This is a genomic window from Roseateles sp. P1_C1_2 (genome assembly GCF_056406535.1).
Genome location: NZ_JBFUAB010000011.1, coordinates 102,490 through 123,398, shown reverse-complemented (window position 1 = coordinate 123,398; position 20,909 = coordinate 102,490). Strand labels below are relative to the sequence as shown.

19 protein-coding genes are annotated in these 20,909 nt (G+C 69.6%); 9 read left to right on the top strand and 10 right to left on the bottom strand.

Going from position 1 to position 20,909, the window contains the following annotated elements; translation table 11 throughout:
• Window positions 1-123: 123 nt before the first annotated feature.
• Both AC1D2H_RS12675 and AC1D2H_RS12670 read left to right on the top strand, forming a co-directional pair.
• Window positions 124-1,488, top strand: coding sequence for a cation:proton antiporter (locus AC1D2H_RS12675; RefSeq protein WP_478011189.1), 1,365 nt, complete (start codon window positions 124-126; stop codon window positions 1,486-1,488).
• Between the two features lie 132 nt (window positions 1,489-1,620).
• The gene (locus AC1D2H_RS12670; protein ID WP_478011188.1) at window positions 1,621-2,157 is read left to right on the top strand and encodes an HPP family protein; all 537 of its coding nucleotides are present in this window, start codon (window positions 1,621-1,623) and stop codon (window positions 2,155-2,157) included.
• Here the strand turns inward: AC1D2H_RS12670 and AC1D2H_RS12665 are convergent.
• The gene (locus AC1D2H_RS12665; RefSeq protein WP_478011187.1) at window positions 2,154-3,248 is read right to left on the bottom strand and encodes an alpha/beta fold hydrolase; all 1,095 of its coding nucleotides are present in this window, start codon (window positions 3,246-3,248) and stop codon (window positions 2,154-2,156) included. The two genes, AC1D2H_RS12670 and AC1D2H_RS12665, sit on opposite strands and share 4 nt — an antisense overlap.
• A 39-nt stretch (window positions 3,249-3,287) precedes the next feature.
• Here AC1D2H_RS12665 and AC1D2H_RS12660 point away from each other — a divergent pair, with 39 nt between their 5' ends.
• Window positions 3,288-3,776 (top strand): DUF7482 domain-containing protein, encoded by a 489-nt coding sequence (locus tag AC1D2H_RS12660; RefSeq protein ID WP_478011186.1) that lies wholly within the window; start codon window positions 3,288-3,290, stop codon window positions 3,774-3,776.
• On the opposite strand, the gene AC1D2H_RS12655 is transcribed toward AC1D2H_RS12660, so the two are convergent.
• The 5 genes from AC1D2H_RS12655 to AC1D2H_RS12635 form a co-directional block, all read right to left on the bottom strand.
• Complete coding sequence (locus tag AC1D2H_RS12655; protein WP_478011185.1) at window positions 3,677-4,897, bottom strand: acyltransferase family protein; 1,221 nt, start codon at window positions 4,895-4,897, stop codon at window positions 3,677-3,679. The two genes, AC1D2H_RS12660 and AC1D2H_RS12655, sit on opposite strands and share 100 nt — an antisense overlap.
• A gap of 60 nt (window positions 4,898-4,957) precedes the next feature.
• A complete protein-coding gene (locus AC1D2H_RS12650; RefSeq protein WP_477929987.1) occupies window positions 4,958-5,650 on the bottom strand; it encodes a LytR/AlgR family response regulator transcription factor in 693 nt (230 codons plus the stop codon).
• The gene (locus AC1D2H_RS12645; protein WP_477929985.1) at window positions 5,638-6,705 is read right to left on the bottom strand and encodes a sensor histidine kinase; all 1,068 of its coding nucleotides are present in this window, start codon (window positions 6,703-6,705) and stop codon (window positions 5,638-5,640) included. The genes AC1D2H_RS12650 and AC1D2H_RS12645 overlap by 13 nt, the downstream gene beginning before the upstream one ends.
• A gap of 76 nt (window positions 6,706-6,781) precedes the next feature.
• Entirely contained in the window at window positions 6,782-9,001 is a 2,220-nt protein-coding gene (locus tag AC1D2H_RS12640) for a M9 family metallopeptidase (protein ID WP_478011184.1), read from the bottom strand.
• Window positions 9,002-9,220: 219 nt separating this feature from the next.
• Window positions 9,221-10,012 carry a helix-turn-helix domain-containing protein gene (locus tag AC1D2H_RS12635; protein WP_478011183.1) on the bottom strand — a complete coding sequence of 264 codons (792 nt, stop codon included), beginning with the start codon at window positions 10,010-10,012 and terminating at the stop codon, window positions 9,221-9,223.
• Window positions 10,013-10,219: 207 nt separating this feature from the next.
• Between AC1D2H_RS12635 and AC1D2H_RS12630 the strand changes: the two genes are divergently transcribed.
• On the top strand, window positions 10,220-11,359 hold the full coding sequence (locus AC1D2H_RS12630; RefSeq protein WP_478011253.1) for a GGDEF domain-containing protein: 1,140 nt from the start codon (window positions 10,220-10,222) through the stop codon (window positions 11,357-11,359).
• Here the strand turns inward: AC1D2H_RS12630 and AC1D2H_RS12625 are convergent.
• Entirely contained in the window at window positions 11,356-11,604 is a 249-nt protein-coding gene (locus AC1D2H_RS12625; RefSeq protein WP_477929979.1) for a hypothetical protein, read from the bottom strand. The two genes, AC1D2H_RS12630 and AC1D2H_RS12625, sit on opposite strands and share 4 nt — an antisense overlap.
• Window positions 11,601-11,813, bottom strand: a complete 213-nt coding sequence (locus AC1D2H_RS12620; RefSeq protein ID WP_478011182.1) for a hypothetical protein — start codon at window positions 11,811-11,813, stop codon at window positions 11,601-11,603. The genes AC1D2H_RS12625 and AC1D2H_RS12620 overlap by 4 nt, the downstream gene beginning before the upstream one ends.
• A 199-nt stretch (window positions 11,814-12,012) precedes the next feature.
• Between AC1D2H_RS12620 and AC1D2H_RS12615 the strand changes: the two genes are divergently transcribed.
• The 5 genes from AC1D2H_RS12615 (at window position 12,013) to AC1D2H_RS12595 (ending at window position 16,163) form a co-directional block, all read left to right on the top strand.
• Window positions 12,013-13,125 carry an MlaE family ABC transporter permease gene (locus tag AC1D2H_RS12615; RefSeq protein WP_478011181.1) on the top strand — a complete coding sequence of 371 codons (1,113 nt, stop codon included), beginning with the start codon at window positions 12,013-12,015 and terminating at the stop codon, window positions 13,123-13,125.
• Complete coding sequence (locus AC1D2H_RS12610) at window positions 13,125-13,916, top strand: ABC transporter ATP-binding protein (protein WP_477929973.1); 792 nt, start codon at window positions 13,125-13,127, stop codon at window positions 13,914-13,916. The genes AC1D2H_RS12615 and AC1D2H_RS12610 overlap by 1 nt, the downstream gene beginning before the upstream one ends.
• Window positions 13,913-14,959, top strand: coding sequence for an MlaD family protein (locus AC1D2H_RS12605; RefSeq protein ID WP_477929971.1), 1,047 nt, complete (start codon window positions 13,913-13,915; stop codon window positions 14,957-14,959). The genes AC1D2H_RS12610 and AC1D2H_RS12605 overlap by 4 nt, the downstream gene beginning before the upstream one ends.
• Entirely contained in the window at window positions 14,956-15,570 is a 615-nt protein-coding gene (locus AC1D2H_RS12600; RefSeq protein WP_478011180.1) for a PqiC family protein, read from the top strand. The genes AC1D2H_RS12605 and AC1D2H_RS12600 overlap by 4 nt, the downstream gene beginning before the upstream one ends.
• A 131-nt stretch (window positions 15,571-15,701) precedes the next feature.
• Window positions 15,702-16,163 (top strand): DUF3592 domain-containing protein, encoded by a 462-nt coding sequence (locus AC1D2H_RS12595; RefSeq protein WP_477929967.1) that lies wholly within the window; start codon window positions 15,702-15,704, stop codon window positions 16,161-16,163.
• Window positions 16,164-16,208: 45 nt separating this feature from the next.
• Here AC1D2H_RS12595 and AC1D2H_RS12590 read toward each other — a convergent pair whose 3' ends face one another.
• Together AC1D2H_RS12590 and AC1D2H_RS12585 are read right to left on the bottom strand one after the other, a co-directional pair.
• Window positions 16,209-17,600 (bottom strand): efflux transporter outer membrane subunit, encoded by a 1,392-nt coding sequence (locus AC1D2H_RS12590; protein WP_478011179.1) that lies wholly within the window; start codon window positions 17,598-17,600, stop codon window positions 16,209-16,211.
• Window position 17,601: 1 nt separating this feature from the next.
• Window positions 17,602-20,892 (bottom strand): efflux RND transporter permease subunit, encoded by a 3,291-nt coding sequence (locus AC1D2H_RS12585; RefSeq protein WP_478011178.1) that lies wholly within the window; start codon window positions 20,890-20,892, stop codon window positions 17,602-17,604.
• Window positions 20,893-20,909: the final 17 nt, after the last annotated feature.

Genomic DNA, 20,909 nt, shown 5'->3' with positions numbered 1-20,909 from the left:
ACCTGAAACCCGGCTGGCAAAGTGTTCTACACGGTGAATGCGCTTTCACCAAAAGAGGCAGACAACGCTGTACAAAACCGCGAGACGGTGCGTGGCAGCGACAAGAAATCTAGAGGAACAGCCATGGAATTCGATCTTCTTGCCATCCTGGGCGACGTGTTCGCCAAGCATGGCCCCGCTGCGGCCGCAGCCGCCAAGACCTATGCGCCGGGCGACTTCAGCATCCACTTCTTCCTGCAGCTGGCCATCATCCTGCTGGCTTGCCGCATCGTCGGGTGGTTCGGCAGCAAGTTCCTCGGGCAGCCCCAGGTCGTTGGCGAAATGATCGCGGGCGTGCTCCTTGGCCCGTCGTTGTTTGGCCTGCTGGCGCCGGAAACCCAGGCCGCCATCTTTCCCAAGGAGATGAAGAACGTCCTGTACACCGGCGCGCAGCTCGGCGTGGGCCTGTACATGTTCCTCGTCGGCACGACTTTGCGGCTGGATCACTTCGCGACCAAGGCCAAGAGCGCCATTGGCGTGTCGGTGGCCGGCATCACCGCACCCTTCTTCATCGCCTTCCTGATCACGCCACTGCTCCTGCAGGTGCCTGGGCTGTTCGCCGAAGGCATCTCAACGACCAATGCGACCCTCTTCATGGGTGCCTGCATCGCCCTGACGGCCTTCCCGATGCTGGCCCGCATCATCAACGAACGCGGCTTGGCCAACACGTCGCTCGGCACCTTGTCGCTGACGGCCGGCGCCTTCGACGACGCCGTGTCCTGGTGCGTGCTGGCGCTGGTTCTGGCTGCCTTCGGCGCGGGCCCGGGCGTTGCGGTGCTGGCCATCGGCGGCGGCGTCATCTATGCCGCCTTCATCATGCTGTTCGGTCGCAAGCTGCTGGCACCGCTGGGCCGCATCGTCGAGCGCGGGGGCGAGATGAGCACCACGGTGCTGGGCATCACGATGGCGCTCTTCTGCCTGTCGGCCTTCATCATGGACGCCGTCGGCATCCACGCCATCTTCGGCGGATTCATCCTCGGCGCCGTCATGCCGCGCGGCCTGTTCGCCACCGAGCTGAAGAAGAAGGTCGAGCCCCTGGCCGTGATCCTGCTGCTGCCGATGTTCTTCACCTACTCCGGCCTGAACACGCGCCTGGACATGATCAATTCGGTCCAGCTGCTGCTGATCGCGCTGGGCGTGCTGGTGGCCTCGGTGCTGGCCAAGTTCGGTGCCTGCTACCTGGCGGCCCGCATGGCGGGTGAAGACAACCGCACGGCGCTGGGCATCGGCGCGCTGATGAACTCGCGCGGCCTGATGGAGCTCATCATCATCAACATCGGCCTGCAGAAAGGCATCATCGGCCCGGCCCTGTTCTCGATGCTGGTGCTGATGGCGGTGGTAACCACCATGATGGCCACGCCCGTGTTCGAGCTGGTCTACGGCCGCAAGGCGCGCGCCTCGGGCGAGCTGGACGCCGTCCCGGGCAGCACCGCCGCCCGCCCCGCCTGATCCCGGTCTCCACGCCGCCGCAGTGAGGTGTCGGCGGCGTTTGCAAGGGGCGTGGCCGCTGGCCTGCCCCTGTTTTTTTGCCGCGGTCCGGCGTGATCCTTGCTAGATCTGCCAGACCTGCCGAGGACATCCATGAGCGAGCTTGCATCCGGCGTCGTGGCACGGCCCTCCGAGCCGGCGCCCATCGCCCGTCGGCCCAGCCAGGCGCCGAGCTACAGCCTGCGCAGCGGCGTCGTCGCCTGTGCCGGCGTCTTCGCCATCATCGGCGTGCTGGCCTTTGCCTCCTACAACCTGGGTTGGCTGCTGCTGCTGGGCTCCTTCGGCTCCAGTGCGGTGATGGTCTTCACCTTCCCGGAGCTGCACTTCTCGCAGCCCCGCAGCCTGGTCGGCGGCCATGTCATCTGCACGGCGGTGGGCCTGGGCGTGCTGGCGCTGTTCGGCCCGAGCTGGTGGTCGCTGGCCTTGGCCACCGCCGTGTCGGTGGCCTTGATGATGCTGACGCGCACCCTGCACCCACCCGCCGGCTCGAATCCCGTCATCGTCTTCCTGGTCGCACCGAAGTGGAGCTTCCTGCTCTTCCCGACGCTGTTCGGTGCACTGACCATGGTCGTTGTCGCGGTGCTCTACCACCGCGCCTGTCGGCGAACCTACCCGGTCTACTGGCGTTAGCGCGCCGCCAGCGGCCGCACATGCTCGACGAGGGCGACCAGGAACTTGCCCGGCTCCTCGTGCGGCGCCAGGTGCGCCGAGTGCTCGAACCAGACCAGCTTCTTTGACGGCGCCTTCAGCTGGGCCAGCCAGGGCTCGATGACCGAGGCCGGCGTCGTCAGGTCGTGGCGACCCAGGAACATCAGCACCGGGAAGCGCGTGGCGCGGATCTGCGTATGGTCGGCCCGCTTCATGTCGGGCAGCAGCGCCGGCACGGACAGCTGGCCGCCCTGGTCGATGGCCAGGCGGTCCTCGAACTCGTAATAGGGCGACAGCCGCGCGGCGCGGAAGTAGAAGTTGGCGTTGTCGCGATAGGCCGCCAGGCCGCCATAGGCCTGCACCCACCGACGCGCGACATTGACCTTGGCGAAGGGGATGTCGCCTTCACCCGGATAGGGTGCGATGGCTTCGAGTTCAGCCAGGGCGGTCACGTCCTTGCGTTTGCGCGCCTCGGCCAGCAGGCCCTCGTACTGCGCGCGCTCGTTGGCCTGCAGATTCATCAGCGGTCCGACGCCGACATAGGCGCTGACCCACTCCGGCTTCGCCATGGCCGCATCCAGGCCGATGACATTGCCCCAGGAATGGCCCAGCAGGATGACGCGCTCGACCTTGAGGCGCTGGCGTACCAGGGCCATCAGCTCGACCAGATCCTTGGCCATGCGCTCACGCGTCAGCTCGGCGGTATTGGCGGCTTCACCGCCAGCACGCAGCGTCTTGGCCGTGCCGCGCTGGTCCCACTGCACGACGGTGAAGAAGTCCTCCCAGCCGCGCTGGTAGGGCCAGCTGCGCCCCATCTCGGCCGCACCCGGGCCACCATGCACATAGATGAGCACCGGGTTGGCGCGGTCGGCGCCGCGGATGGTGATCCACTGCTTGAGCCCGCCCAGCTCGACGGCCTCGCTGACCTCGATGGCGTTGGGCGCCACGAGGCGCTGCTGCTCGGCAATCATGGGCCGCACGGCGATGTAGGCGGGCTCGGCGGGCGGCGGCTCGACAGCCCAGGCCAGGCTCGCAAAAAACAGCAGCGCGGCGGGCAGGAATTTCTCGATCATGGCGGGTCAGCTTTGAACGGGCGGCGCACCATAGCACCCATGAACAACCTCCACTGGCTTCTGCTCCCCGCCCTGCTTTGCGCCTGCGCTTCCGGCATCACGCTGCCGCGCGAGCAGGCCTGGGTGGACGGCAAGCGCGTCGAGTACGTGACGACGGACATCTCCGATGCAGCCATGGCCGCGCAGGCCGGCATCAACCACGTGCCACGCCTGGCCGGCGCCGTCGGTGCAGGCTCGGCCTCGCTGACGGAGCGCGTCTACAAGTTCGCCGACGGCGCGCAGGTCAGCGTCTTTGCCTCCGGCCCTGCGGCCGTCGGCGCGGCGCGGCCGGACCCGAACTACAGCCCGCTGTGGCGGCTGGTGCTGGTGCGCTGGAAGCCTGGCAAACCGCCGCGCGAGCTGCGTTCCGAGGAGGCCGTGCTGGACGCTCAGGCCTCGGGCGAGGTCGAGTTCGACGTGACCGGCATCGTCGTCAACTGCCCCATCACGCGCGGCGTGGACGGCGTCGCCTTGCGCGGCGTGCGCTGAATGCCCACCAGCAGGGCCAGGCCCGGCACGCGGCGCAGCAAGAGATAGGCCGCGCCGCTGACGATGCCGGTCAGTGCGATCAGCAGCACGGCTTCCAAGCCCCAGGGCAGGGCCAACGGCTTCAGCCACTGGCTGAGCACGACGATGACGCTTTGGTGCAGGATGTAGAGGCAGAACACCGCCTTGCTCGCCTCGCGCAGCAACGGCGACTCACGGGTGAAGGCGCGCTGAGCCCAGCCGCAGGCGGCGACGATGGCAAACCAGGTCAGCGAGCCGCGCAGCGTGCGGGCGGCGGTCAGGATGGCATCGCTGGGCGTCACCTCGGCATATTGCTGATTGAAGACCAACAGCACCGCCCAGCCCGCCAGCGAGACGCCGAGGGCCACCCAACGCAGCCGCAATGCCGCGGCCCAGAAGCCTTGCGCCAGCGGCGTGCGGCTGGCCCAGCCGATGGCGAACAGCCAGCCGTACTGCAGATGGTTGTAGAGGTCGTGCACCAGGTCGTGCTCGATGGGGAACAGCGGCTTGATGAAGATACGCATCAACGCCAGCGGCACGGCGGGCAGCAACAGCCAGGCCCAGGCCGGCAGCTTCAGTTCGCGGGAGACGGTGACGAAGCGCGCCAGCAGCGCACCGAGCACCGCATACAGCCACAGATAGGGCAGGAACCACAGATGGTTCCAGGTCGGCATGCTCATGCAGTCGTTGCCGCGGCAGGCCTTGCCGGCCGTCAGATAGAAGCGCCAGAAGTCCAAGTAGCCGCCGTCGCCCGGCAGCACGTCGGGCGCCTTGGTCAGCACCTCGAAGTAAGCCTGCGGCGTGACGATGACGACCATGCCGAAGATCAGCGGCAGCAGCAGGCGCAGCGATCTGTCCTTCAGCGTGCCCAGCATGCCGCGCTTGGCGAACAGCCCTTGGCAAGCCGCGCCAGCGATCAGGAACAGCAGGCCCAGGCGCCACGGCGAGCTGAGCTGCATGAAGGGCTCGAGGGCGCTGCTGGCCGCCGCGCTCTTCACATGCCAGTCCCAGGTCACGTAGTACATGCCGACGTGGTAGGGGATCAGCAGTGCAAAGGCGGCGACGCGCAGGCCGTCGAGGAAGGGCAGGCGGTTTGTGTTCATGGCCGCCAGCTTCGCGGCCGGGCTCGCGCGGCGCGAGGGCGCCGGGGCGAGTGGTGGGATTTATGGGGCGAACGCGTCCAACACCGCGCGATAACCGCGCGACACGCGCAGCGTGTCTCCGCTGGCAAGTGTCAGGACCGCCTCGCCAGTCGGGAGACGCTCGATGCGCTGAACATGGGCCATGTTGACCGCATGGCTGCGGTGCACGCGCAGGAAGCGCGCCGCCCAGCCCGGGCGCTCCAGCGCGTCGGCCAGCGTCGCGCGCTCCAGCAGGCTGCGCGGCGGCAGGTGCAGCTCGATGTAGTTGTCGGCGGCCGAGATCCAGTGCACCTCGGAAAGCCGGATGCGCTCGCCCTCCACCCACCATTCACCCACCGGCGCCGCGGGCCGCGCCAGCAGCTCGCGCACCCGCGCCAGCGCCGCGCTCAGGCGCTCGGCCGTGTAGGGCTTGAGCAGATAGTCCAGCGCCGCCAGCTCGAAGGCCCGCAGCGCGTGTTCGGCGTGCGCCGTCGAGAAGACGATGCAACGCACACCGGCCTCGCGCAGGGCGGCACCCAGTTGCACGCCATTACCACCGGGCATCTCGATGTCGAGCAGGGCGAGATCGGGCGGCGCCGGCAGCGAGCGCACCAGGGCGAGGGCCGCTGGCGCGTCGTTCGCCTCCAGCAGTTCGGCGATGTCGACCTCGGCCGCGAGCAGGCGCCGCAGCTTGGACCGCGCAGCCGGCTCGTCGTCGACGATCAGCACCCGCATGGCAGCTCCACCGTCAGGCTCATGCCGGCGCCATCGGGCCCGAAGCCGACGCTGGCCGCATCGCCATAGCGCCCCGCCAGCCGCTCTCGCAGATTGCGCAGGCCCAGGCCTCCCTCGGGATCGGGCGGCGACTCGGGCACCGGTGTGTCGCCATGGTTGCTGACGCTCAGATGCAGGCGCTCGCCGATGCGCTTGGCGACGACGCTGACCGTCACGCGGCCACGGTGCCGCGCCACGTCATGCTTGACCGCGTTCTCCACCGGCGCCAGCAGCAGCAGGGCCGGCAGCCGGCAGTCCGCGGCGGCCGCGTCCGCCTCGATCTGCACGACCAGTCGCTCGGCGCCAAAGCGCGCCTGCATCAGCTCGAGAAACGGTTGCACCAGGGCCAGCTCCTCGCGCACCGTGTGCTCGGCGCGCTGCTGGGCCGCCAGGGTCTGGCGCAGCAGGTCGGCGAGCTGGCACAGCAGCCGGTCGGCACGCGCCACGTCCTCGTACATGACCGACGAGATCAGGTTCAGCGTGTTGAACAGGAAATGAGGCTGCACCTGGTCGGCCAGGCGCGCCAGGCGCACCTCGGCCAGCTCGCGGCGGGCGCGGTCCAGCTCCTGCGCCCGCGCGGCAGCGGCCTGGGCCATCCAGACGCCGCGTGAGATCAGGCAGAAGCTCAGATAGCTGACCGCGTCCTTGCCACCCTCATAGACCAGCACCGTGGCCAGATCGTCGGGGTGGTAGCCCGCGCCGGCCAACGCATAGACCGCGAAGCGCAGGCCGAACATGCCGGCAATATGCAGCAGGCTGAACAGCGGCATCGCGACCGCGTGCGCTGCCAGCTGCTGCGGCCAGGGTCGGCCCCGCAACTGGCCCAGCAGGGCATGCACGCCCAGGGCCAGCAGGCCGATGACGATGACGGAGCTGAACTCCCACAGGAAGGGCTCCCAGGGCTGGTTGCCACCCGAGAGGCGGTAGGACTGCAGCGCGGAAATGCTCAGCAGCAGGCCGATGATGGCCAGCACGGCGAAATAGGGCAGGCGCCAGCGGCGCGGCAGGATCGACATGGCCGGCAGCGTAGCGGGCTTTGACCCCGCCGCCGCCGCCGCCCGCCCCGGGAGGATCGCGTTTCGCCCCTTCGCGTCAGGGCTTGGGAAGGTCGTAGGTGGCGGCGATGCTCACGCCGCTGTAGCTGGCGCGCGGGTCCTTGGAGCCGAGCACGACGTAGTACCAGTCGGACGAGCCGGGTTGGGCCAGGTTGACGCTCTGCGCCGTGCCGGTCTGCGCGGAGCGGGCCAGGTACTGGGTCGCGGTGGGCCAGCGGCCGTAGTCCACGGACAGGCTCAGGTCACCGCTGCCGCCGCTGCTGAAGATGCGCACATTGCTCGCGCCCGCCGGCAGGCGCAGATACAGGTAGTTCACCGTCCCGGCGGGCAGGGCGATGGCGCAGTTGCGGCCCAGATAGCGCGGGTCGCCGCTGCAGGCGGGCAGGGCAGGGTCGGCGGGCAGCGGCGGCTGGCCGGCGGTGGTGGCGCTGGCCACCCAGTTGGCGAACTCGGCGTCGTAGCGCGTGCCGATGGCCTGCATGCGCGCCTGGTAGCCGGCGTAGTCGCCCAGGCGGAACAGGGCGAGGTTGGCATCCACGTCGCTGCGGTGGCGCTCGACCATGAAGCGCGTGGCCATATAGCCCCAGCGGTAGGCGCGATTGACGTAGTCGGCCATCTCGTAGGTGTTGCCGAAGATGTCGCTGAGCCTGTACTGCGCCGTGCGCGCGGCATCGATGGCCGCCTGGTCGTTGTTGCCCAGCGAGAGGTACTCGGCAATGCCCTCGATCCACCAGACGGTGGGCTTGGACGTGCCCAGCGCGAAGTCGCCGGCCATGTCGAAGCGGCCGTCGATGTAGTGGATGTACTCGTGCTTGAGGTTCCAGATCTGGAAGTCGGGCAGCCAGGTGGCCTTGTAGGCGACGAAGCGCGCCTGGTTGGCTGCATCGGCGGGGTTGCCTTCAAGGTACATGCCGCCGTTGTCGGTGCTGATGCCATAGATCAGCGAGGCGTACTTCTGGTAGTTCGCGTAGTCGTCGAACACGACCACCTCCAGCGCGCCGTTGTTGTCGTTGGCGACGGGCAAGCGCCGCGTCTTCAGCATGGTGTGCGCATAGGCCTCCTCGGTCGCCAGCTGGCTGCAGGTGTCGGCCAGCTGCGCGGCGGTGAGGGACTGCGAGCGCACGCGCAAGGTGTCGCTGCAGCGCTGCGTGACCTTGAGCACGGCGTCGGCCAGCGTCGTCTTGTAGTTGCAGGTGCCGTAGCTGGCGCAGTTGGCGTTGTCGTAGTAGCTGACGGCTTCGGCCGCGGCGGCCCACAGCGAGACGCTGTTGTCACCGGGCCGGCTGTTGGCCAGCGTGTCACGGATCTCCTGGCTGACCGTGGGCAGCAGCGCCGGGTACTGGCCGTAGCGCAGCGCCTCGCGCAGCGCGTCGTTGAGCTGGTAGTCGTTGGCCGTGCCCAGCAGGGCGGCGCGGTTGCCGCGCACGAAGCCGTACAGCGCCTGGGTGGTGCTGGGGTCGTTCTGCAGCGCGGCTGTCGCGCCATCACGCCAGTGCACGTAGTACATCACCGTCAGCGCGCCGGTGAAGCCGGCGGCCGCGGTGCGCTCGGTCAGCGCCTGCACGGCGCGGGGGTTGGCCGCCGTGTTGGTGAAGCGCGTGACCAGGCCGCGCAGCCGCGGCATGTAGTACAGCTCGTCGTTCTGGTTGGTGATCAGCGTCATCACCTCGCCGGCCGTGGTGTAGCCGGGAGTGTTGGCGCGCATCAGCAGGCCGTTGTCGACCAGGCCGCCGATGACGCCGCGCGTGACCTCGCGCACCGCCGCAGGCGGCGTGGGGCCGTTGCCGCCGCTGGCCACGTAGTAGCCCGCGCGCAGGTAGAGCGTCAGGTTGACGAGGCGGATGTTGCTGGCGTCGTAGCTGGTGGCCTCCTGCGCGAAGCGCTGCGCCACGGCCGTGAAGTTGGCGGCGCTGAACACGCTGGCCGCGCGCGTGCCGCCGAGCGAGAACAGGCCGTAGTGGCAGTCGAAGGCCGGCAGGTTGGCGACGTAATCGGCCAGCGCGCTGCCCTGCAGGCCGGCCAGCACGCTCATGTCCTCGCAAGGCCGCGCGGCCAGCGCCTTCACGCGGCCGGCGACGGGCTTGACGCTGTCGCGCGGCGCCGTCTGCAGCCGGTACTGCGCCTGCTCGGGCGAAGGCGGCAGCGCGCTGCGCTGGCTGGGGCGCGGCGCCTGCTGCTGCGGGGTGTCGTGGGCCTGGGCCAGCGTGGCCAGCGCGCCCAGCGCCAGGCTCGTGGCCAGGCGGTGCAATGTCTTCATGGGTGTCTCCTGTGTTGCGCCGTCGCCGGTGATGAGGCGATGCGGCAGCGGCGCACCGTACGCACGGCCCGCAGGCCCGTCTTGTGCGGATTCGCTGCGATCGGCGAGGTGCGAAACCCCTGCGCCAGCGCGGCTTCGGCCCGCTCTACTGGGCGCGGCGCGGGTTGTCCCGGGCTGGGTTGGCCCCAGGCGCGCCGCGAGGGGCGCGGATACAAGGCGTCACGCCTCGGGGCGGATGTCGCGCACCCACTGGCGGAAGGCGCGCGGCGTGAGGCCGGTCAGCGCGCGGAATTGCTTGGTCAGTGCGCTCTGGTCGCAGAAGCCGCAATCCAGCGCGATGTCGCTGATGCGCCGGTCGCTGGCCTGCAGCAGCCGCGCCGCGGCGTCGATGCGCAGCTTGGTGAGGTACTGGCTGGGGCTGAGGCGAAAGATCTTCTTCATGCGCCGCTCGAACTGCGCGACGTTCAGGCCCGCATGGTCGGCCAGCATCTCGATGCCCAGCGGTTCGGCGTGCCGCGCCAGCATCAGGTCCACGACGGCGGCCATGCGCGCGTCGACCATGCCGGAGCGGCTGGGCTCCTCCAGGTCGCGCGACAGGCAGGCCAGGCCGATGACCTGGCCCGCGCGGTCATGCAGCGGCAGCTTGGTACTGAGGCACCAGCCGGGCTCGTGGTTGGCGAACAGCGTCAGGTCGAGGTTGTCGAGCACGGGCTCGCCGGTGCGGAACAGCTGCTCGTCCTGCGCCGTGTAGCGCTCGGCCATATGGGCCGGAAACAGCTGCCGCGCGGTACGTCCGATGGCGTCGCCCTGGTGCACCAAGCCGCAGCGTTCGGCGCAGGCCTGGGAGATCGACACATAGCGGCCGCTGCGGTCCTTGATGGAAAAGACCATGTCGGGCTGGCGGTCGAACAGGCCCTCCACCCAGGGCAGCGGCTGCGCCAGTTCACGCAGGAACTGCTGGCGCCAGTGCGCTACGCAGGGCTCGGGCGGGGGCGCGTCGGGGCTGATCAAGGCAGGGCGGCACAGAAATGGGCGCGCAGTGTGGCGCGCCGCTTTGCTCCCCAGCCAGTCCCCATCTGGGCGACGCATCAATCCGGATTGCGCGCCGGCCACCATTCACTCACGCGCACGCGCCCCGCGGCACTTTGCCGCATTCCACCGACCAACTTGCCACCTAGACTCGCGTTTCGACTGGCGGAAGGTCAGACCGTGCTGGACATGCTGCAGCTTCGCACCATCAGCGGCGTCACCGGGGTGATGGGCTGCCTGATGGCGCTGGTCATGTTCTTCCAGCGCCGCAGCTATCCGCCCTCCATCCATGGCCTGGGCCACTGGGCCGCCGCGCCGCTGGTGGGTTTCGCATCGGCGCTGCTGTTCACCTTGCGGGGCGCGCTGCCGGAGCTGCTGTCCCTCGGCCTGGCGAATGCGCTGATGTTTGCCGGCGCCGCCTTGTTCGTAGCCGGCAGCTACCGCTTCTTCGAGCAGCCGCTGTCGGCACGCAGCTGGGCGCTGCTGGGCATGACCGGACTCGCCATCGTGGCATTCATGCATTTCTTCACCGGGCCCTACGGCTACCGGGTGCTGTTCATGGGCCTGCTGTTGGGAGGCACGGGCGCCTGGCATGCGCACTTCATCTGGAACCAGCCGGCGCAGAGCTTCGCGACCCGCTTCACCGCCGTCGTGCTGCTGCTGAGCAGCACCATCATCCTGGCCCGCGCGGTGACGGCGCCCTTCATGCCGCCGCAGGAAGGCCTGTTCACGCCGTCGCCCATGCAGGTCATCTACCTGCTGGGGCTGGCCTTCGGCACGTTGCTGACCAGCATCGGCACGGTGTTGATGGCCTCGGAGCATTTGCGCCAGGAGCTGGAGCGTCTCATCACGCGCGACAGCCTGACCGGCGCGCTGACGCGCCGCGCGCTGTACACGACGGGAGAGGCGGAACTGTCACGGGCCCGGCGGCAGGGCCGCCCACTGTCGGTGCTGATGCTGGACCTGGACCATTTCAAGCGCATCAACGATGAGCACGGCCACCTGGTGGGCGACCGCGTGCTGGCCGACTTTGTCGAACGCGCGCATGCCGTGCTGCGCCGGCCGGCCGTGCTGGGCCGCTACGGCGGCGAGGAGTTCGTCGCCCTGCTGCCCGACACCGATGCCGCCCAGGCGCTGGCCGTGGCCGAACGCCTGCGCACCAGCACCGAGGGGGACGCGGCCCTGCCGCGCTGCCACGTCAGCATTGGCGTGGCCACGGCGCGACCGGAGGAGACGCTGGACGGCCTGATCAACCGCGCCGACGCCGGCCTCTACCAAGCCAAGGCCCAGGGTCGCAACCAGGTCGTGCAGCGGCTGATGACGTCCTAGCGGCGCGTTTTCTGGTCGCCGGCGCCGTGTTCTCCGCCCTTCACCATGCCGCCGCGTTTATCGGCGTCCAGCCCCGGCGTGGCGCGCAGGTCGGTGTCGACCTGGCCCTGCTGGAGATCGCGCGCGGCGCGGTGCACCTGCGGGTCCGGCTCGGGGTTGGTCGCCGTGTTCTGCTGGTCACGCTCATGCGGCAGCGAGGGCTTGCCCTCGGGCCGGGCGGCATCGGGGTTGATGGTCTTGCTCATCGCTTGGCGTGGCTCTTGCCAGCCTGTTCGGCGTCGCGCATCTCGCGGGCTTCGTCGATGTCGTGGGGTGCAGCCTCACGGGCCGCAGGCTCGACCGCGCCGCTCTTGACGAACTTCTCGACGGACTCGCGGTGGCGGCGAGCGGCGGCGTAGTTGCCTTCGCCTTGCAGGCCGTCGCCTTGGACGGGCGTCTTGGCAGTGGGTTTCATGGCGGGCTCCTGAATCGGCTGGGCGGGCTACAACTTTGAGCGCCGGCGCGCGCGGGCGCGGTCATCCACGCCGCCATTGGCGTGTCGGCCCACACCGACAGGGCCGGTGCGGCGGCGCGCCGTCCTACAAATCGCGCCGTCGGCGTCCGGGCCGCGAACGCGCAGCCGGGACAGAGCATGAGCTGTCATGTCCCATACCTTGTCAGCTCCCCTCCCTTCGTCCGGCGCTTCCGGCACGGGCGAGGCGCGCTGGGAGGGTAAGGGCCAGCAGTGGCGCCTGGTCTTGTCTGGCGACCTGAGCGGCGCAGAGCTGCCCAAGCCGCCCGCAGAACTGCCGGTGGCCGACGGCACGCGGCTGGGCTTCGACAGCGAGGCGCTCTCGCACTGGCAGCCGCCGCTGGCCGGCGCGCTGTGGCAACTGTTGGCGCCACTGGCGCGCGGCGGCGTCCAGCTCGACTTCGCCGGCCTGCCGCGCGGGCTGCAGCCGCTGCTGGGCCTGAGCCTTCCGCAGGCTCAGGCGCCCAAGCAGAAGCCGGTGGCCGATGACGAGGAAGCGCCCGATCCCGAATGGCGCAAGACCCTGGTCTTCATCGGCGACACGCTGGCCGCCCTCGGACGACTGATGCGTGGCCGCAGCGCGATGCGCATGAGCGACTGGCTCTGGCAGATCGAGCAGACCGGACCGCGCAGCCTGCCCATCGTGCTGCTGGTCAGCAGCCTGGTGGGCCTGATCGTGGCCTATATGGGCGCCGAGCAGCTGCAGCGCTTCGGCGCGCAGAGCTTCATCGCCAACCTCGTCACCATCGGCGTCGTGCGCGAGATCGCGGCCCTGGTCGTGGGCATCGTGCTGGCTGGCCGCGTCGGTGCTGCGTTTGCGGCCCAGATTGGCAGCATGCGCGCCGGCGAGGAGATCGACGCGCTGACGACGCTGGGGGTGGACCCGGTCGAGCACCTGGTGCTGCCGCGCATGCTGGCCCTGCTCGTCACCGGCCCGCTGTTGACGCTGTGCGCCGGCGTGGCCGGGCTGGCGGTGGGCGGGGCGGTGGCCRTCTTGCTCTACGACGTGCCGCCCATGGCCTATCTGACGACCACCCGCGAGGCGCTGGCGGGCTGGGACCTGTTCGTCGGCCTGCTCAAGGGCAGTGTCTACGCGGTACTGGTCGCGCTGGCAGGTTGCCGCCAGGGCCTGAACGCCGGGCGCAGTGCGCAGGCGGTGGGCGAAGCGACGACCGCGGCTGTTGTACAGGCCATTGTCTGGATGGTGGTGGCCGCCTCGACGCTGACCGTCATCTTCCAGCGCTTGGACATCTGATGGCCGACAAGAAGAAACAGCCTGACGAGGTGCTGATGCGCGTCGAGAACCTCAGCCTGCACGCCGGCGGCAAGGAGCTGCAGCATGGCCTGAACTTCGAGGTCAAGGCGGGTGAAGTGCTGGCCATCGTCGGTGCCAGCGGCTGCGGCAAAAGCACGCTGCTGCGCCACATGATCGGCCTGCAGACGCCGCGGACCGGCCGCGTGCTGTGGACGGCTGACGGCCAGCAGCGCGACGTGCACGGCGACGACCCGCCGCGGCGCGAGATCGGCGTCGCCTTCCAGGCCGGCGCGTTGTGGAGCAGCATGACGGTCGGCGAGAACCTGATGCTGCCGCTGGAGCTCTACACCGAGCTGGACGAGGCCGAACGCGAGCGCCAGGCGCGCTTCAAGCTGGCCCTGGCCGGCCTGGACGATCCCGCCACCTTCGACGCCGAGCCAGCCGCACTGTCCGGCGGCATGAGGAAGCGCGCGGCCATCGCCCGCGCGCTGATGCTGGACCCGCCACTGCTGTGCCTGGACGAACCTTCGGCCGGCCTGGACCCGCTCACCTCGGCGCGGCTGGACGACCTCATCAAGCGGCTCAAGGACGAGATGGGCCGCGCCATCGTCCTCGTCACGCATGAGCTGGAGAGCCTCTTCGCCGTGGCCGACAGGGTGCTCTTCCTGGACGTCGAAGCGCACACGGCAACAGCGCTGGGGCCACCCGCCGAGCTGCGCGACCACGGGCCGGATGCGGTGCGCGAGTTCCTGACCCGCGGTCAGTACGAGCCAGAGCGGGAGGCCGCGTGAAGCGCCGCCGCGCCAGCCCCTTCGTCATCGGCGCGTTCGTCGTCGGCGCCGTGGCCTTGCTGGTCATCGCGCTGATCGCCCTGCCCGGCCAGCACTGGTTCAAGCAGCCGGAACGCGTGGTGATGTTCTTCTCGGGCTCCGTGTTCGGGCTGCAGAAGGGGGCGCCGGTGGTGTTCCGCGGCGTGCGCATCGGCGACGTCACCGACATCACCGTGCACTACGACAGCAAGTCGGACAGCTTTGCCATCCCCGTCATCGCCAACCTCGACGAGGACGCCGTGCGCGGCCTGGACGGGCGCATGGGCAACGACGACATCGGCCATGCGCTGCCGACACTGATCAAGCGCGGCCTGACGGCCCAGCTCGGCACGCAGAGCCTGCTGACCGGGCAGCTCTACATCGACCTGGATTTCCGCACCAAGCCGCCCGGCAGGCTGCATGGCGGCTACAAGGGCGATGCGACCGAGATCCCGACCAGCGCGACCGCCTTCCAGGCGCTGAAGGACCAACTCGAAAGCGTCGACCTGAAGAAGATCGTCGACGACCTCAGCCAGATCGCCAACTCGGCGCGCCAGCTCATCGCGGCGCCCGAACTGAAGCAGGGCCTGAAGGATTTCGCCGCCACCGCCACCCACGCCCGCAGCCTGGCGGCGCAGCTGGACCGCCGCGCCACGCCGCTGACGAGCAGCGCCGAACGCGCGATGGCCAGCGTGGACCGTGCGGGCGACAAGGTCTCGATCGCAGCCGACAAACTGGGCACCGGCGCCGATCGCGCCAGCGATCTGCTGGACCCCAAGGGGCCGACCGTGCGCGACGTGCAGCGCGCGGTCAATGAGCTGGCGAAGGCCAGCGCCTCGCTGCGCGAAGCCGCCGACGGCGACGGCCCGCTGCTGCAGCAGACCGAGCGCACGATGCGCGAGCTGTCGCAGGCGGCACGCGCGCTGCGACAGCTCGCGCGGTCGCTGGACGCGCAGCCGCAGCAGCTGCTGCTCGGCCGCCAGCCGGATGCTCCCCCAACCGCCGCACCGGAGGCTGCCAAATGACGACCGCCATGAACCTGCGCCGCCGTGGCCTGCTCATGCTGGCAGCCGCAACTTTCGCCGGCTGCTCGACACGCAACACGCCACCACGCCGTCTCTACGGGCTGACCGGCATGCCGCCGCTGCCCGCCGATGCCAAACCCGGCCAGGACGGCCGCGCCTGGGTACTGAGCCCACAGCTGGCCCTGCCCGAGCTGCTGGACCGCGACGAGATCCTCGTCGCCGAGGGCAGTGCCGGCCTGCGTCCCTTGCCCGAGGCGCGCTGGGCCGAGCCGCTCAGCGAGGCGCTGCCGCGCCTGCTGGCCGAGGACCTGTGGCGGCTGCGCCAGCCCTACCCCGTCACGGTGGGCAAGCAGAACACGCCCGACGGGGAGTCGCTGCGCCTCGTCGTGCAGGTGGATGAATGGCTGGCACGGCCCGACAGCGGCGGGCTGCAGCTGCGGCTGCGCGCCCGCTGGCACTGGCTGCCGTTGCAGGCGCCGGCCGGCACCGCGCTGCCGCCTCCCGGCTCGGCCGACCTGAGCCTGCCTTGCGGCATGCAGGCAGACGCACTGGCCGATGCCTACCGCCGCAGCGTCATGCAGCTGGCCGCCCGCATCGTCGCGGCCTCGTGAGCCCTGCAGCTTCAGGCAGACCCTGAGAAAGCGCGCTCAGCGGCGCTGGAACAATCGCGGCCGCAGGGGCGGCTGCCTCGCTGAAAAAAGAACCGCGCCCGGGCCGCCCGAGGGCGCCAAGGGAGTGGGTGATGCTGGAAGGTTTCAGATCCTGGATCATGGTGGCCGTGCTGCTGATCGGCGGGCCCTATGTGATGTTCAGCGGCGCGAGCAATGCCCGCGACGTCAAGCGCCTGCAGGCCAATGGCCGCGAGGCCACCGCCGTGGTGGAAAGCATCGAGTGGCGCAAGAAGCGCGGCTCGGAGAGCGGCTTCCGCGGCCACATCGTCTTCAAGACGGAAGCCGGTGACCTGGCCCGTGGCGAGATCAGCCTGCCGCAGCAACTGGGTCAGTCCATGAAGGACGGCAAGACCGAGCCCATGGTCAAGGTGCGCTACCTGCCCAACGAACCCAGCGTCGTGCGCATGGCCGATATGGAGGACAGCTCCGGCGAGACGCGCTGGGTCGGCGCGGTGATGTTCGTCCTCGGCCTGGGCCTGCTGTGGTGGCGCTGGCGCAGGCGCGCGGCCGGACCGGCCACCGCGGCGGCCTGATCGCTACAGGGGCCGGCAGCGCCGGCCCCATGCACAACAGACGACCTACTGCGCCACTGTCAAGCGGGCCGCGAAAGCCTTGTGCACGCCCAGCAGGGCCGCGGCGCGCTGGGTCTGCACCTGGATCAACGCGTCCGCCGCCGCCAGGCGCTCCTGCTCGGCGCTGAGCAAGGCATAGAAGTCGGTCACGCCGGCTTCGTAGCGCTTCAGGGCCAATTCGCGGGCGCGCCGCGTCGCGTCGGCGGCCGTGGCCTGGGCCGTAGCCTGCAGCTCGGTCTCGCGCAGCGTCGACAGGCTGCCCTGGGCGTCCTGCAATGCCGTCAGCTGGGCCTGTTCGGCTCCGGCCACGGCGGCCTCATAGCCAGCGCGCGCCGCGCTCTCCTCGGCCTTGCGGGCGCCGAAGTCCAGGAAGTTCCAGTTCAAAGCAGCGGCGAGGCTGTGGATCTGCGTGCCGCTCTTGAACAGGTCGCCAGCACTGCCGGCGCTCCAGCCGATCTGGCCGGTCAGGCCCAGGCTGGGCCAGCGCGCGGCCCAGGCGACATGGGCGCGTGACGCGGCGGCCTGGGCCCGCACGGCGGCGGCCTTCACATCGGGGCGTGCGCTGAGCAATCCGGCCGGATCGGGCAGGCTGCCGAGGCTGATGAGGCGGGGCTCGGGCATGCCGGGCAGCGGGTCGCTGTCGGCCTTGTCGCAGTCGGCCGGCGGCTGGCCGCGCAGCACGTCGAGCTGCAGGCGCGTCAGGCAGGCCGCGTTGCGCAGCGCGGGCACGCTGGCCGAGGTCTGCGCGACGAGGGCTTCGGCGCGGGCCTGGTCGAGGGCCGTGCCGCGGCCGGCGCCGACGCGCGCCTTGACGAGGTCGAGCAGCTGGTTCTGCACGCCCAGCGTTTCCTTGGCGAGCGCGAGCCGGTGGCCGAGGCCGATGAGCTGGGTCTGCAGGTTCAGCGCCGTGCCAGCCAGGCTGAGTTGGGCCGCGTCGCGATCCAGCGCGGCGCCTTGGGCGTCATAACCGGCCGCCTGTGCGTTGGAGGCCGCGCGGCCCCAGAGATCGACCTCCCAACCCGCCGTCGCATTGACGCCGTAGCTGGTGAAGTTGTTGAACACGCCCTGGTCGTTGGGCGCGCGCTGGCGGCTGGCGCTGGCGCCCAGGCCCACGGTGGGCAGGCGGCGGGCGCCGGCCGCATCGGCCAGGGCCTCGGCCTGCTTCAGCCGCGCGGCGGCAGCGCGCAGGTCGCGGTTGTTGGCCAACACCTCATCGACGACGCGCTGGAGTTGGGCGCTGTCGACAAAGGCGGTGGTCATCTGCGCAGCGCCGGAGTTGGCGGGCGGCAACTGCGCAAACTTCTCGGGCGCGAGATTGGCCGGGCCCTTGGACAGGCCGGGCGCGGCGCAACCGACCAGCGCGACGGCCAGGGCGAGTGGGGTCAGACGGGCGAGCATGTCAGTGACCCTCCTTCTTCGTGGAGACATCGTCATCGATGCCGGGGTGGAAGGCATGGGCCGAGGCCTCGACCTGGGCACGCAGCGCCGCCGCACGGGCGCGGCGCTTCTCGGTGCTGGCGCGCAGCAGGCTGTAGAAGACCGGCGTCAGGAAGATGCCGAACAGCGTCACGCCCAGCATGCCGGCGAACACGGCGATGCCCATCGCACGGCGCATCTCGCTGCCGGCGCCGCTGCCCAGGATCAGCGGGATGACGCCGGCGCAGAAGGCGATGGACGTCATCAGAATGGGGCGCAGCCGCAGGCGGCAGGCCTCGATGACGGCGTCGCGGATGGACTTGCCCTGCTCCTCCAGCTCCTTGGCGAACTCGACGATCAGGATGGCGTTCTTGCACGCCAGGCCGACCAGCACGACCAGGGCCACCTGCGTGAAGATGTTCAGGTCCCCCGCCTGCCCGAAGGGCGGGAAGTGCGACAGCCAGACGCCGAACAGCGCCGACAGGATGCACATCGGCACGATCAGGATGATGGCCAGCGGCAGGCTCCAGCTCTCGTACTGGGCCGCCAGCACGAGGATGACGAGCAGCACCGAGAAGGCCAGCACCGCCGCCAGCGTCGGCACCTCGACGTTCAGCACCGGGATGGTGACGCTGCGCGTCAGGCGGTCCTGGTAGCTGAGCTCGGTGAACTCGTAGCCGAAGCCGCGCGGCAGCGTCTTCAGCAGGCGCTCGATCTCGGCCTCGGCCTGGCCCGACGAGAAGCCGGGCTTGGGTGCGCCGTTGATGTCGGCCGACGGGAAGCCGTTGTAGCGCGTCACGCGCGTCGGGCCGAAGGTCGGCTCGACGCTCATCAGCGAACCCAGCGGCACCATCTCGCCGCTGCCGTTGCGGGTCTGCAGCTGCGTGATGTCCTCGGCCTTGGCGCGGAAGGGCGCGTCGGCCTGCACGATGACCTGGTAGGTCTTGCCGAAGCGGCTGAAGTCGTTGACGTAGAGAGAGCCGAGGTTGATCTGCAGCGTGTCGTAGATGGAAGCCAGCGGCACGCCCATCTGCTTGGCCTTGGTGCGGTCGACGTTGGCGAACAGCTGCGGCACGTTGATGTCGTAGTTGGAATACGGCGTGCCGATCGACGTGTTCTGGTTGCCATAGACCTGGCCCAGCGTGCCCCAGACGGCGCCGTACAGGGCCTGCTCGCCCTGGCTGCTGCGGTCCTGCACCTGCACCTTGAAGCCGCCGGCGATGCCCAGGCCGTCGACCGGCGGCGGCGGCACGACGAACATGCGCGCGCCCTGGATCTGCTGGATGGCGCCGTTGACCTTGCCGAGGATGGCCTCCTTGCTCAGGTCATGCGAGGTGCGCTTGTCGAAGTCCTCGAGGCCGAAGAAGACGATGCCCTCGTTGGGAGCGGCCGAGAAGCCGGCGCCCGACAGGCCGGGGAAGGCCACCGAGTCCTTGATGCCGGGCACCTTCAGCGCGATCTCGCTCATGCGGCGGATGACTTCCTCGGTGCGGTCCAGGCTGGCGCCGGCCGGCAGCTGGGCGATGCCGATCAGGTACTGCTTGTCCGGCGCGGGCACGAAGCCGCTGGGGATGCGCGCCAGCAGCAGCACGGTGGCGCCCAGCAGCAGCGCGTAGACGATCAGCGCTGCCGACTTGCGGCGCAGGATGCCCGTCACGCCGCGGCTGTAGCCCTCGGAGCGGCGGTGGAAGAAGCGGTTGAACCAGTTGAAGAAGCGGCCGAAGACCTTGTCCATGCCGCGCGTCAGTGCATCCTTGGGCGCGTCGTGCGGGCGCAGAAGGATGGCGGCGAGGGCCGGCGAGAGTGTCAGCGAGTTGAAGGCCGAGATCACCGTGGAGATGGCGATGGTGACGGCGAACTGCTTGTAGAACTGGCCCGACAAGCCTGGCACGAGTGTGAGCGGGATGAACACCGCGCACAGCACCAGGGCGATGGCGATGATGGGACCCGAGACCTCCTGCATCGCTTTCACCGTCGCCGCATGCGGCGTCAGGCCGTCCTGGATGTTGCGCTCGACGTTCTCGACCACCACGATGGCGTCGTCCACCACGATGCCGATGGCCAGCACGAGGCCGAACAGCGTCAGCGTGTTGATGGAAAAGCCCAGCAGCAGCAGCACGGCGAAGGTGCCGATGATGGACACCGGCACGGCCACCAGCGGGATGATGGAGGCGCGCCAGGTCTGCAGGAAGATGATGACGACCAGCACCACCAAGGCAACGGCCTCGAACAGCGTGTGCACGACCTTCTCGATGGAGGTCTGCACGAAGCGCGTCGGGTCGTAGACGATGTCGTAGTCCACGCCCTTGGGGAAGCTGGGCTTGAGCCTCTCCATGGTCTTGCGCACGTTGTCCGAGATGGCCAGGGCATTGGAGCCCGGCGCCTGGAAGATGGCGATGGCCGCGGCTTCCTTGTTGTTCAGCAGGCTGCGCAGTGCATAGGTGTTGGCGCTGATCTCGACACGGCCGAGATCCTTCACGCGCACCATGGCGCCCGTCTTGGGTTCGCTGCGGACGATGATGTCGCTGAACTCCTCCTCGCTGGCCAGGCGCCCCTGGGCATTGATGGACAGCTGGAAATCGGTGTTCTTGGGCGATGGCGAGGCGCCGACGACACCGGCCGCGACCTGCGTGTTCTGTTCGCGGATCGCGCCCACGACGTCCGAAGCCGTCAGGTTGCGGGCCGCCAGCTTCTGCGGGTCGAGCCAGATGCGCATCGCATAGTCGCCTGCACCGAAGCTCAGCACCGAGCCCATGCCGGGCACGCGCAGCAGGTCGTCACGCACATTGAGCGTGCCGTAGTTGCGCAGATAGAGGGCGTCGCGCGAGTTGTCCGGGCTGACCAGGTGGACCACCATGGTCAGGTTGGACGCCGCCTTCTCGGTCGTCACGCCGATCTGGCGCACGATGTCGGGCAGGCGCGGCAGCGCGCGGTTGATGCGGTTCTGCACCGCCGTCTCGGCCGCTTCCGGGTGGGTGCCGATCTTGAAGGTGACGGTCAGCGTCATGCCGCCGTCGCCGGTGGCCTGGCTGTCGAAGTAGAGGACGTTCTCGAGGCCGTTGATCTGCTCTTCGAGCGGCGTGGCCACCGTCTCGGAGATCACGCGCGGGTTGGCGCCGGGGTATTGGGCGCGCACGACGACCTGCGGCGGCGCGACCTCGGGGTACTCGGAGATCGGCAGCAGCGGGATGGCCAGCGCGCCGATCAGGAAGATGAAGAGGGACAACACGGTCGCGAAGCGCGGCCGGTCGATGAAGAAGCGTGAGATGTCCATGGGGCTACCGCCTTGGG

Bases quoted from the DNA above. Each gene is read 5' to 3' on its own strand.
- AC1D2H_RS12675 (WP_478011189.1), top strand. From the start codon at position 124: ATGGAATTCGATCTTCTTGCCATCCTGGGCGACGTGTTCGCCAAGCAT.
- AC1D2H_RS12670 (WP_478011188.1), top strand. From the start codon at position 1,621: ATGAGCGAGCTTGCATCCGGCGTCGTGGCACGGCCCTCCGAGCCGGCG.
- AC1D2H_RS12665 (WP_478011187.1), bottom strand. From the start codon at position 3,248: ATGATCGAGAAATTCCTGCCCGCCGCGCTGCTGTTTTTTGCGAGCCTG.
- AC1D2H_RS12660 (WP_478011186.1), top strand. From the start codon at position 3,288: ATGAACAACCTCCACTGGCTTCTGCTCCCCGCCCTGCTTTGCGCCTGC.
- AC1D2H_RS12655 (WP_478011185.1), bottom strand. From the start codon at position 4,897: ATGAACACAAACCGCCTGCCCTTCCTCGACGGCCTGCGCGTCGCCGCC.
- AC1D2H_RS12650 (WP_477929987.1), bottom strand. From the start codon at position 5,650: ATGCGGGTGCTGATCGTCGACGACGAGCCGGCTGCGCGGTCCAAGCTG.
- AC1D2H_RS12645 (WP_477929985.1), bottom strand. From the start codon at position 6,705: ATGTCGATCCTGCCGCGCCGCTGGCGCCTGCCCTATTTCGCCGTGCTG.
- AC1D2H_RS12640 (WP_478011184.1), bottom strand. From the start codon at position 9,001: ATGAAGACATTGCACCGCCTGGCCACGAGCCTGGCGCTGGGCGCGCTG.
- AC1D2H_RS12630 (WP_478011253.1), top strand. From the start codon at position 10,220: ATGCTGCAGCTTCGCACCATCAGCGGCGTCACCGGGGTGATGGGCTGC.
- AC1D2H_RS12625 (WP_477929979.1), bottom strand. From the start codon at position 11,604: ATGAGCAAGACCATCAACCCCGATGCCGCCCGGCCCGAGGGCAAGCCC.
- AC1D2H_RS12620 (WP_478011182.1), bottom strand. From the start codon at position 11,813: ATGAAACCCACTGCCAAGACGCCCGTCCAAGGCGACGGCCTGCAAGGC.
- AC1D2H_RS12610 (WP_477929973.1), top strand. From the start codon at position 13,125: ATGGCCGACAAGAAGAAACAGCCTGACGAGGTGCTGATGCGCGTCGAG.
- AC1D2H_RS12600 (WP_478011180.1), top strand. From the start codon at position 14,956: ATGACGACCGCCATGAACCTGCGCCGCCGTGGCCTGCTCATGCTGGCA.
- AC1D2H_RS12595 (WP_477929967.1), top strand. From the start codon at position 15,702: ATGCTGGAAGGTTTCAGATCCTGGATCATGGTGGCCGTGCTGCTGATC.
- AC1D2H_RS12590 (WP_478011179.1), bottom strand. From the start codon at position 17,600: ATGCTCGCCCGTCTGACCCCACTCGCCCTGGCCGTCGCGCTGGTCGGT.
- AC1D2H_RS12585 (WP_478011178.1), bottom strand. From the start codon at position 20,892: ATGGACATCTCACGCTTCTTCATCGACCGGCCGCGCTTCGCGACCGTG.